The sequence below is a fragment of the Salinivibrio sp. MA607 genome, assembly GCF_001996245.1.
GTDB lineage: Bacteria > Pseudomonadota > Gammaproteobacteria > Enterobacterales > Vibrionaceae > Salinivibrio > Salinivibrio costicola.
Map to the genome: position 1 here is coordinate 1 of NZ_MUFJ01000010.1, position 11,821 is coordinate 11,821.

An 11,821-nucleotide genomic window follows, 5' to 3' on the forward strand; every position below is an offset into this window, starting at 1 on the left:
GTCAGGTATTGTAAATGAATAGTCAGGTATTGTAAATGAATAAAAAAACAGCGCTTATTAGTGGTATTACAGGCCAAGATGGTTCTTATTTGGCAGAGTTGTTGGTTGAAAAAGACTATGAGGTTCATGGGATCATTCGTCGTGCGTCATCGTTTAATACTGAGCGTATCGATGCACTTCGTAGTAGGAACACTCAAGTACACCTTCACTACGGTGACCTAACAGATTCATCGAATTTGATTCGTTTAGTGAAAGAAATTCAGCCAGATGAAATCTACAACTTAGGCGCAATGTCACATGTTGCGGTGTCGTTTGAGTCGCCTGAATACGCAGCGGATGTTGATGCGATGGGCACTATCCGCTTGCTCGAGGCCATTCGTATCAATGGGCTCGAGAAGAAAACCCGTTTCTATCAGGCGTCTACTTCTGAGTTATATGGTGAAGTGCAAGAAATCCCTCAACGTGAAACCACGCCATTTCATCCTCGCTCTCCTTATGCGGTTGCTAAGATGTATGCATATTGGATCACGGTTAACTATCGTGAGTCTTATGGCATGTACGCATGCAACGGTATTTTATTCAACCATGAATCACCTCGCCGTGGAGAAACATTCGTCACCCGTAAGATTACACGCACCTTGGCCAATATCTCTCAAGGATTAGAGTCGTGCTTACATCTTGGTAATATGGATGCACTGCGTGATTGGGGTCACGCGAAAGATTATGTGCGCATGCAGTGGATGATGCTGCAACAAGATGTAGCCGATGATTTCGTCATAGCGACCGGCAAGCAGATTTCAGTGCGTGAGTTTGTGCGTATGTCTGCCAAAGAGGCGGGGATTGAGCTCGCATTTTCCGGTGACGGTGTGGATGAAATAGCGACTGTTACTGCGGTTGATACTGACAAAGCGCCCACAGTAAGCGTAGGTGATGTAATTATTCGGGTCAGTCCAAAATTCTTCCGTCCTGCTGAGGTAGAAACTCTATTAGGTGACCCGAGCAAAGCGAAAGCGAAGTTAGGTTGGGTACCTGAAATAACAGTTGAAGAGATGTGCGCTGAAATGGTGGCGGCAGACATTGCTAAAGCCAAACAACATGCCCTCTTAAAGGCGCATGGTTTTGATGTTGCAATTTCTTTAGAAAACTAATTGGTGTCAATTGTGAAGAAACGTGTTTTTGTTGCGGGCCATAATGGCATGGTGGGCTCAGCGATCGTTCGCCAACTCTCTGCTCGTGATGATATTGAGATCATCATACGTTCTCGTAACGAGTTAGATTTACTCGATCAACATGTAGTGAATGAATTTTTTGCTGCTGAGCGGATTGATCAAGTTTACCTTGCGGCGGCTAGAGTAGGCGGTATTCACGCTAACAATGTTTACCCTGCAGAGTTTATTTATGAAAACTTGATGGTAGAGTGTAACGTTATTCATGCTGCGCACAAGAATAACATTCAGCACCTGTTATTTTTAGGTTCATCCTGTATTTATCCAAAGTTAGCAGCACAGCCTATGAAAGAAAATGCGTTGCTAACCGGTGCGCTTGAGACGACAAACGAGCCTTACGCGATAGCGAAAATTGCTGGGATTAAACTGTGCGAGTCTTATAACCGCCAGTATGGCCGCGACTATCGCAGTGTGATGCCGACCAATTTATATGGGGAAAATGATAACTTTCATCCCGAAAACTCTCACGTAATTCCCGCACTAATGCGACGTTTTCACGAGGCAAAACTCAACGGTGACGCTGAAGTTGTTGTGTGGGGAACGGGTAAGCCTATGCGAGAATTTTTGCATGTAGACGATATGGCTGCTGCCTCTGTACACGTAATGGAGCTTGACGCTAAAACGTATCAAGCCAACACAGAGCCTATGCTATCGCACATTAATGTTGGTACTGGTGTGGATTGCACCATTCGTGAAATGGCTGAGACCATGGCCAAGGTAGTTGGTTACGAAGGGAAGCTTGTGTTTGATAGCTCTAAGCCTGATGGTACACCCCGTAAGCTGATGGATGTGTCACGGCTGTCAGCACTAGGCTGGCACTATCAGATCAGCTTGGAAGAAGGTTTAACGAAAACCTATCAATGGTTTTTGGCCAATCAAGATACCTTCCGTCAGTAACGAGTGGAGGGATGATGCAACGATTAGAGACAGAGTTATTCAAAACTGTTGTGGCCGCGACGCCGCTAATATCCATGGATCTGATTGTTCGTAATACGAATGGTCAGATCCTACTGGGTTTAAGAAACAATCGCCCTGCACAAGGGTATTGGTTTGTACCTGGTGGTCGGATAGCTAAAGACGAAACATTCACACAAGCCTTTTCGCGGCTAACGGCGATAGAGCTAGGACATGAGCGCTCGATAGAAGAAGCCACGTTTCTTGGTCCGTATCAGCATTTTTATGTGGATAACTTCTCTGGTAATACTTTTTCGACTCATTATGTGGTACTCGGTTATCAACTAACGCTAGATCTTGATTTATCCGCATTGCCTAATGAACAGCATCAAGGATATCAGTGGTGGAGTGAAGCCGATTTACTTCAATCCGATCACGTGCATGCGAACACCAAAGCGTACTTTTCTCATCAATATCAATAGAATTAGGTAAACGCCATGTTATTACCTGTCATTATGGCTGGCGGCTCTGGTAGCCGTCTGTGGCCGCTCTCTCGCAGTTTATATCCCAAACAGTTTATTCGCTTGACTAGTGAAAAAAGTATGCTGCAAGAAACCGTTGCTCGTTTAAACGGCGTTGAACACCAAGCGCCACTGTTTATCTGCAATGAGGATCATCGATTTATTGTTGCAGAGCAGCTGCGCGAAACACAACAAGCACACAGTGGCATATTACTCGAGCCGGTTGGACGTAACACCGCTCCGGCAATTGCGTTAGCGGCCTTGCATGCACAACAGCAAGGTGATGACCCGATGTTGCTTGTGCTTGCCGCCGATCATGTCATCAATGCTACAGAACCGTTTAAACAAGCTATTAGGGATGCACAGCCTATTGCGGAAAGTGGCCAGCTAGTTACCTTTGGTATTGTCCCTCACGCTCCCGAAACCGGATATGGCTATATAAAAAAAGGTGAGGCCTATTCGGAGGTTGGTTTCCATGTCAGCGAGTTTGTAGAGAAACCCGCGCTGGAAACGGCTGAGCACTATGTTCAAAGTGGCGACTATTGCTGGAATAGTGGCATGTTTATGTTCAAAGCCTCGCGTTTTCTTGAGGAGCTACAGGCGCATCGCCCCGATATCTTAGCTGCGTGTCAACAGGCGATGGCACAAGCTAAACCCGATCTTGATTTTGTGCGTGTAGACGAAGCGGCGTTTGAGCAATGCCCGGCCGAATCAATCGATTATGCGGTGATGGAAAACACGCAAGATGCTGTGATGGTCCCTATGGATGCCGGATGGAGTGATGTGGGCTCATTCAGCGCGTTGTGGGAAATCTCGCCACGAGATGAGGCGGGTAATGCCGTGGTTGGCGATGTGCTGATAGAGGCAGCTGAAAATAATTATATTTATTCTCAAGATAAGTTGGTTTCAGCAGTGGGGGTTGAAGATCTTGTCATCGTAGAAACCAAAGACGCAGTGCTTGTGGCTAATCGCCATAAAGTCCAAGATGTTAAAAGTATTGTTAGCCAACTGAAGCAACGAGATCGCACTGAGTATCAGCAACATCGAGAAGTCTATCGCCCTTGGGGATCACATGACGAAATCGCTGCGGGTGATAGGTATCACGTTAAGCATCTCAAGATTAAACCGGGAGAGCGTACTGCTCTGCAACAACATCATCATCGTGCGGAGCATTGGGTAGTGGTGCAAGGTACCGCCAAAGTCACGAATGGTGATAAAAGCTATCTCGTTGCTGAAAATGCTTCAACGTTTATTCCGTTAGGTGCGCCTCACCGGATTGAGAACCCAGGAAAAATCGATCTGCATCTTATTGAAGTTCGCTCCGGCTGTTATCTCAATGAAGATGATGTGGTGCGGTTAGAAGAGTATGGCGTGGGCTATTAAATGAAAGTTAGTATTATTACCGCAACTTTTAACAGTGAAAACACGATCAAAGATACGTTAGCATCACTCGATAGCCAAGATTATCCCAATATCGAATATATTGTTATTGATGGCGGGTCTACGGATAAGACGGTAGAGACCGTAAAACAGCACTCCAAACGCCTGACCAAAATTATTAGTGAGCCCGACAAAGGCATTTATGATGCGTTAAATAAGGGCATTCAGACTGCAACGGGCGATGTTGTTGGTTTTTTGCACTCAGATGATATGTTCGCATACTCATCGGCGGTTACAGATATTGTCAATCAATTATCAATTCACGGTGCTGATGCGGTCTATGCGGACCTCGATTATGTTGGAGCGGATAATACGGCTAACGTAGTCAGGCGTTGGCGTTCAGGTGAGTATCAGCGTAACAAACTGACTAGGGGCTGGATGCCACCGCACCCTACTTTTTACATGAAGCGCTCCTGTTACCAAGCCTATGGCGGCTTTGACCTTAGATTTCGGATTGCAGCAGATTATGATTCGTTATTGAGGTACTTGTTTGTCAATGGGGTTAAAACGACCTATTTACCACAAGTAACGATAAAAATGCGCCTTGGTGGGATTAGTAATCGAAGTATAAAAACGATATATCAAAAAACGAAAGAAGATATTCGTGCATTAAAAAATAATCAAATATCATGGTTTTCTGCCATCATGTGGAAAAACGTTTCTAAGATCTCCCAGTTTTTTTGAGAATAATATGCTTGTATCCCAAAGAATAATCGCAAAATCTAGTATTCAATTTGGTACCAGTGGTGCGCGCGGGTTAGCTACTGACTTTACCAATAATGTGTGTGCTGCGTTTACCGTGGCGTTTGTGGCAAGCTTGGAAAATAAAACACCGATAAAGCAAGTAGCACTTGCGATTGATAATCGCCCCAGTAGTCCAGATATGGCTCATGCTTGTGCTGCTGTCTTGCTGCAACAAGGTATTGAACCTATTTATTACGGAGTGGTGCCGACGCCCGCGCTTGCGTATGTTGCGATGCAACAGGCGATTCCCGCCATTATGATCACTGGAAGCCATATTCCTTTTGACCGCAATGGCCTTAAGTTTTATCGCCCTGACGGTGAAATAACAAAGGCGGATGAGCAAGCGATTTTGGGTGCGCAAGTGGCTTTTTCTCCTGTGAAAGAACTACCTACTTTGCAGGTGAATGAAACAGCGGCCAAGCAGTATATTGAACGCTACACCCGTTTATTTTCAGATTCCGTCTTGCAGGGTAAACGCATCGGTATTTATGAACACTCAAGCGCTGGGCGTGATTTATATCGTGTGATTTTTGAGGCCTGCGGTGCTGAAGTCGTTTCCTTAGGTCGTAGTGATGAGTTTGTCCCCATTGATACTGAAGCCGTCTCTGATGAAGATAAAGCGAGAGCGGTTGAATGGTCACGAGACCATCAATTAGATTTTATTTTCTCAACCGATGGTGATGGGGATCGACCTCTGCTTGCTGACGAGCAGGGTACATGGCTACGTGGTGATACCTTATGTGCATTGTGTGCGCAAGACTTAGGTATTAAAGCCATTGCGATGCCTGTTAGCTGTAATACCATGATTGACGGGCTAACGGGCTTTAAACAAGTCAAGCGTACGAAAATTGGCTCCCCTTACGTTATTGAGGCATTAAGTGAGCTTAGTCAGGATGCGACTTCAGTAGCGGGCTTTGAAGCGAATGGTGGTTTTCTGCTCGGCAGTGATGTTCAGCTCAATGGGCAGACGCTTAAGGCACTACCAACACGGGATGCTGTATTGCCGGCGATTATGGTCATGGCAAGCACGGTTGGCAAGTTGGCTGATCGGGTTGGTGCATTGCCGACTCGCTACACAGCCAGTGATAGACTAAAAGAAGTGGATAAATCTATCAGCCAAGTGTTGATTGAAGAGGGGATTGAATCGCCGCAATCACTTTTGGCTAAGTTTGATATGGCAAGTTCAACGGTCTCCGGTGTGGATACAACCGATGGATTGCGTCTTACGCTAGGCAACGGTGATATTGTGCACCTACGACCATCAGGTAACGCACCTGAACTGCGCTGCTATACCGAAAGTGATGAGGCAGCAAAATCCGAAGCGCTGGTTGGCAAAGTACTGGCGGCGATTAAGCGTATTTACTCAATATAGACGCACCATCGTTATTATTTGAATGCGGAATACAGTAAAGAAACTAGATGTAGATCGTGCTCGCATTGAAGCTATTGCTTTTTCCGTCATCGGTATTCGTTAATGGGAATACGGAAAGGTCGGAAAGTAGTTTCTAGGCCCTAGGAACTTTATCTACAGCGCCTGTCACGATCAGCCCTAATTTTAACACCGGCGCCAACTTTGGCTTTGATGTCGGATGGCGCGCGGCTAGCTTTGGGTATTCGTGATTCACATTGTGCAGGCGCTTATGCCGACCTACGCCAATGGTGCCATTGGTGTTTGTCCGATCTACGCGAGATTCGGGATCTTGAATACTGAGAAGAGCGAAAAGCAGTACCTAGGATCCAAGGGCCAAGGAACTTTATCTACGGGGCCAGGCACGATATGCTTTTTTCGTATTTCGTATTTCGTATTTCGTATTTCGTATTTCGTATTCCGCCAGGTGATTCCATTGGTGGCGATGACACAAGCCCAAGTATATATTGAATAATAGATTTCCGTTCTTGTTCTATTTCTCCTCGCTCGTATCCACCTGCATTCTTAAAAAAGGGAGCAGTACCAGCCCAATGGTCACCGCGCATAACGCTATCGCGATAAAAAAGCCTTGCCACGCAAAAGCTTCAATAATCAGCGCGAGAGGGTAGCCAGCGGCGGCTGCGCCTAAGTAGGCAAAAATGCCGACAAAGCCTGTCGATGCGCCTGCTGCTTGTTTGTGGGAGCACTCAGCCGCAGCCATGCCAATGAGCATTTGTGGACCAAACACAAAGAAGCCCACGCAAAATAGCAACAGTGCGTGAATAAAAATATCGGTGAACGGAAATAGCCAGAATGCAGCGACCGATAGAAAAATACCAGTGGCAAACAAAATGCACATGGGCCCGCGGTTACCGGCAAAAATTCGATCAGATCCCCAGCCTGCGACCAGCGAGCCTAATACCCCGCCGACTTCAAACATGGCCAAGGCAACATTGGCTTGAATCAAGCTGTAGTGATGCTGTTGGGTAAGATAAATATTGCCCCAGTCGTAAATGGCGGTGCGGACGATATACACCATGATATAGCTGACCGCGAGTAACCACAGATAGCGGTTGGTGAGCACATAGCGATGCAAAATAGTGCGATAGGCTAAAGAAGGGCTGTCTGCTTCGTGAAATTGCTCTAGCTTGTCTTTGCGCCAATCGCCAATATTGGGCAACCCAAGTGATTTGGGTTTATCACGTAAGTAAAAAAACAATAACAGCCCAATCACAATCGCGGCCACGCCGGGTAAGGCAAACCCAGCCTGCCAATTCACATGGATGACTAAATACGCGACTAACACCGGCACAATGGCACCACCAAGGTTATGTGCTGTATTCCAAACAGCCCACCATACGCCACGCTCGTTGCGGGAGTACCAGCTGGTTAGCAAGTTGGCACACGCTGGCCATCCCCATCCCTGAAACCAAGCATTAGCCACCCACAATGCAGTCAAAGCAGCAATACTGTGCATTTGGCTGAAAACCAGGCTAATCACGCCCGTCAATATCAGCCCTGTGCTCATAAAAAAACGTGAGTTGGTTTGATCTGCAATCATTCCCGATACAAACTTCGACACGCCGTAGGTTAACGAAAATAGCGTTCCCATTAAGCCGATATGCGCCATATCGATATTTAGGTTTGTAATCAACGCCGGCGAGGCAGCACTCAGTGTTTTACGGGTTAAATAAAAGCCTGCATAGCCCATATACATGCCCAGCATAATATGGCGCCGCCAATAGGCGTAGAGGGTGTCTTGGGTACGCGTCTGTGTTGTCATGATCTTACTTGTTTAAGGTATGTGTGGAAGTGATAGCGTGAGCGATGTTCCATTTTGATTGGATTGAATATCGCAATCGCCGCCCATTGCTACGACTCGCTCTCGAATGCCTTTCAGACCAAAGCCGTTAACGGTGTCTTTAGGGGTAAAACCACAGCCGTCATCCGTCACTTGCAAGGCGCTAGTATGACCCAATGAAATAACAACGGCGACATGACGTGCATTGGCGTGTTTATGAATATTATTCAATGCCTCTTGGCAAATTCGGTAGAGGGTAACACGCACGGTGTCGCTTACTGGGTGATGGTGAGTAATCGAAAGTTTTATATCAATCCCTTGGACGGCAAATCCCATATCATGCGCCAACTGGCTAACGGCATCATCAAAGCTAACATCATCTAAAACGGTTGGTCGCAATTGCGCAAGTAAGGTTTTAGTTGATTGATAAATGTTCATCGACATGTCTTCAATCACTTGCACATACGGGGCATAAGCGTGATCGTTATCCAGTCGTTTAATGATATTCGCGTGGGTTTTGATGGCGGTTATGTTCTGGCCGACATCATCGTGTAGCTCGCGAGCAATATCTCGTCGGATCTTTTCTTCAGTGCTGATCAGTTGACGCGACAAATATTGGTTTTTGCGCAGTTGTTGCTGAATACCAGTAGTAAGATCGCGCTGACGCTGCACGGCAAGCCCCAGCCCAATGCCGGTCATGGTTTGCACAGCAAGTGATRACAATAACTCGACAGTGGCTACCGTGGCGGTCGCTGAGGCGTCTGTATGGGCAGCCACCAATGCCAAACTATTGAACAGAGTCGCCAGAAATGCACCTTGCCAGCCATATTTTAGCGCAAACAAAATGATGGGAATCGCCAAACAAAACGGTGCAAAACGGTCCAGTGAGGGAGGTAATTGCGTTTGAATGAGTAAGTTAAAGATAAACGCGGCGCTGCATATTAGCCCATCGCGCCAATGAAAGAGGATCGGCGTGTGTGCGATACGGGCAGAAACCATGCCCCATGGCTTTGAGAACAGGTAAAAAGTGAGCAAATAGCAGCAGGGCAGGACAATTAACATGGCGGTAAGCGGCGCCAGTAATAACAGCATGTTATCGCTTGATAACGTCGCCCCCAGACTCACGATAGTGGCACTTTGGCCCAACCCCGCCACACTGGCGAGTAATAAAAACGGCCAATGGTGGCGGTGCGCATAAGCCGTTAGTACATGACATATTGGCCATGAAAGAACACTGAGTAACCCTAAACGAAGCCAATCTTGGCTGGGTAAGTATTGAAAAAGAATGGCCAAGGCCAGCCATTCGGCCAAGTAAATGGCCGCCCAATACGTACGACGAGTTGTGATAATCAATCCAAGGCGACAGGCAAAGGGTAAAAATACCACTGCGAGGGTATTCGTGGGCAAGAGAAAACGGCTGATCACCCAAAGGCTCACCCATGCACAGAGTACGAAAAACAAAATGCAAAGGGCGTTGATGACCCAGTTAACCGTGGCTTTGTTCATACATCCTGTTGGAGTTTTTTTGCTAGGCACACATTGTTATCGACCGCGAGTTTTTCCATTGCATTGGCGCGGTGAACATGCACTGTTTTTGGGCTAATCCCCAATTGGTCGGCAATGTGTTTGATCGCATATCCGTCTGCAATCAGGGTCGCCACTTGCTTTTCACGGCGGGTGAGTGTGGCTAATTGACACGACGAAGGGTGGGTTGGTGCAGCGAGTTGCAGTGCGATATCTTTGGTCACAAAGAAGCCACCTTGCGCCAATGTTCTCACAGCTTGAATGAGATCATCTGGGTGGCAGTTTTTACTGAGGTAGCCTTTAGCACCCAGTTGCAGTGCTTTTTCAATCATACTGGCCGAGTCATGAACACTTAGCATTAATGTGTTAATACTAGAGGGAAGCTGCTCGAGCAAGTGCAGGCCGCTCTCATTAGGCATAGAGATATCCATAATACAGACATGCACCGGCAATCCAGGTAGGTGCTGGCGGGCCTCTTTTGCCGAGCCAAATTCCCCAATCACATTGATATCAGGTTCAATATTTAACAGTTGACCAAAACCGGACCGTACGATTCGATGGTCGTCAATCAATACAACGTTGATCATAGACTGCCTGCAAAAAGCAGTACATTAGCGCCAGTATGACGCTAATGCAATGTGGTATATCAATTGTTGAGCGCGCAGCGCTGTGGGGCTGACTGCGCGTTCAATTTATAATGCCTGTGCCTTGAGCTTCATCGCCTTTTTCTTTTTGCGGATTTTGTGCTCTTCAGCGACAGCCACCATGGCCAGTAAGCCTAAGCAGATCAGTGCAGAGGCATCCAGTGCCGCAAAGGTGCCTTTCCAGCCCGTTAAGCCAAAGACTGGCGTGCCATCGGCCACCATACCTAAGCCCAGTTTAGCGAAGCTGTCACCAATCAGATATGCAAAGGTACCTTTCACGCCATCGGCGACACTGATCGCTTTTTTCGGTACAAAGCCAACCGCGGCGACACCGATCAATAGTTGCGGACCAAACACGAGAAAACCGAGCGCAAACAATGCAGACAGGTACATAAATTCGCTGGTGGCGTATTGGTAGAACTCGAGTGTCATGACAATGAGCCCGAGGGAAACGCAAGCAACCAGTGCACGGCGCCCGTTAGCAAGATCTGAAAGGTATCCCCACATTAGTGTGCCAACCAGCGCGCCGACTTCAAACATGGTAAAGCCAGAAATCGCGGTCTCTTTTGAGAAGCCCAGCTCTTGATACGCATACACGGTAGACCATTGATCGATACCAATGCGAACGATGTATAAGAAGATGTTAGCAAAGCATAGCAGCCAAATGACTTTGTTTTTCAAGATATACTTAAGGAACATTTCCTTTTTCGTCATCTTGTTTTCTTCAGATTCACGATCTTCATCACTTATCGGTTCTTCGAAAAGCTCTTCTACGGTGCCTAGCCCATAGGCTTCTGGTGAGTCACTACCATATCGCATCCCAATTGCACCAACGATGATTGCAATGACTGCAGGGAACACGAACATCCCGATGACGTTACCATCAAAGAAAACGTTGGCACCAAACAAGGCCACACCGGCGGCACCGGCACCACCGACATTGTGCGACATATTCCACAAACCAAGGTATGACCCGCGTTTGTTGCTCGGTGTCCATTTAGTAATGGTTGAGTAGCTTGATGGACCACCGGTACTTTGGAAAAAGCCGCTCAGTGAGTAAAACGCCACCATTAGAAAGAGGCTGATGCTACCGCCGCCCAAACTTAAGCTGAAGCCAAGCATACAAAGACCAGAAAGGATCAGCATAAACGGGAGGAATTGCTTTGTATTCTTGCCATCGGCGTAGTAGGAAACAACGGTTTTACCAATTCCGTAGGTGACAGAGAAACCGAGACCAATCATCCCCAATTCGGTCATGGAGAGGCCATACTGATTGATCATATCGTTCTGAGCGACGTTGAAGTTTTTTCGCACCAGATACATGGTTAAATAGCCAATAAAAACGACTAAGTAAGATTGCAGGAAAGGTTTGAGCCACATTTTTCTGCGCTGTTCAGCGGGCAGATCTAATGTGGGCTTTCTGACTTGATTGAGAAAGTTCAACATAAGTTCGCTCGTAAGTGAGTGGAGGTAATGGCAAGCAGTATACGGCGCGATGACGCCGCTCCCTTGAGACGACGGCTTAGTTGAACTAGGAAATTGTCTTAGTTTTTATTGAGTAGGTTATAAATCGTGAAAGGCATCACAACAAACGTTAAGCATCATAAAAGACGAGAACG

The 11,821-nt window shown here is 46.8% G+C and carries 10 protein-coding genes; 6 read left to right on the plus strand and 4 right to left on the minus strand.

Annotation, left to right across the window (positions count from 1 at the left end; translation table 11 throughout):
* The first annotated feature begins 35 nt into the window (after positions 1-35).
* The 6 genes from gmd to BZG81_RS06535 are packed head-to-tail and all read left to right on the plus strand — an operon-like array spanning position 36 to position 6,197.
* On the plus strand, positions 36-1,148 hold the full coding sequence (gmd, locus tag BZG81_RS06510; protein ID WP_077677005.1) for a GDP-mannose 4,6-dehydratase: 1,113 nt from the start codon (positions 36-38) through the stop codon (positions 1,146-1,148).
* 9 nt (positions 1,149-1,157) lie between these two features.
* Positions 1,158-2,123, plus strand: coding sequence for a GDP-L-fucose synthase (gene fcl / locus BZG81_RS06515; protein ID WP_131826431.1), 966 nt, complete (start codon positions 1,158-1,160; stop codon positions 2,121-2,123).
* 11 nt (positions 2,124-2,134) lie between these two features.
* Positions 2,135-2,602, plus strand: coding sequence for a GDP-mannose mannosyl hydrolase (locus tag BZG81_RS06520; protein WP_077677006.1), 468 nt, complete (start codon positions 2,135-2,137; stop codon positions 2,600-2,602).
* A gap of 15 nt (positions 2,603-2,617) precedes the next feature.
* Positions 2,618-4,024, plus strand: a complete 1,407-nt coding sequence (locus BZG81_RS06525) for a mannose-1-phosphate guanylyltransferase/mannose-6-phosphate isomerase (protein ID WP_077677007.1) — start codon at positions 2,618-2,620, stop codon at positions 4,022-4,024.
* Entirely contained in the window at positions 4,025-4,765 is a 741-nt protein-coding gene (locus BZG81_RS06530) for a glycosyltransferase family 2 protein (RefSeq protein ID WP_077677008.1), read from the plus strand. It abuts the gene before it with no gap.
* 7 nt (positions 4,766-4,772) lie between these two features.
* Positions 4,773-6,197, plus strand: a complete 1,425-nt coding sequence (locus BZG81_RS06535) for a phosphomannomutase (RefSeq protein WP_077677009.1) — start codon at positions 4,773-4,775, stop codon at positions 6,195-6,197.
* Between the two features lie 529 nt (positions 6,198-6,726).
* Here BZG81_RS06535 and uhpC read toward each other — a convergent pair.
* The 4 genes from uhpC to uhpT all read right to left on the minus strand — a co-directional run bounded on the left by uhpC (position 6,727) and on the right by uhpT (position 11,648).
* Complete coding sequence (uhpC, locus tag BZG81_RS06540) at positions 6,727-8,016, minus strand: MFS transporter family glucose-6-phosphate receptor UhpC (protein WP_077677010.1); 1,290 nt, start codon at positions 8,014-8,016, stop codon at positions 6,727-6,729.
* A 12-nt stretch (positions 8,017-8,028) separates the two neighbouring features.
* A complete protein-coding gene (uhpB, locus tag BZG81_RS06545; protein ID WP_077677011.1) occupies positions 8,029-9,540 on the minus strand; it encodes a signal transduction histidine-protein kinase/phosphatase UhpB in 1,512 nt (503 codons plus the stop codon).
* Positions 9,537-10,145, minus strand: coding sequence for a transcriptional regulator UhpA (gene uhpA / locus BZG81_RS06550; RefSeq protein ID WP_077460442.1), 609 nt, complete (start codon positions 10,143-10,145; stop codon positions 9,537-9,539). Before uhpA ends, uhpB begins: the two co-directional genes overlap by 4 nt.
* A 105-nt stretch (positions 10,146-10,250) precedes the next feature.
* The gene (uhpT, locus tag BZG81_RS06555) at positions 10,251-11,648 is read right to left on the minus strand and encodes a hexose-6-phosphate:phosphate antiporter (RefSeq protein ID WP_077677012.1); all 1,398 of its coding nucleotides are present in this window, start codon (positions 11,646-11,648) and stop codon (positions 10,251-10,253) included.
* Between the last annotated feature and the right edge of the window lie 173 nt (positions 11,649-11,821).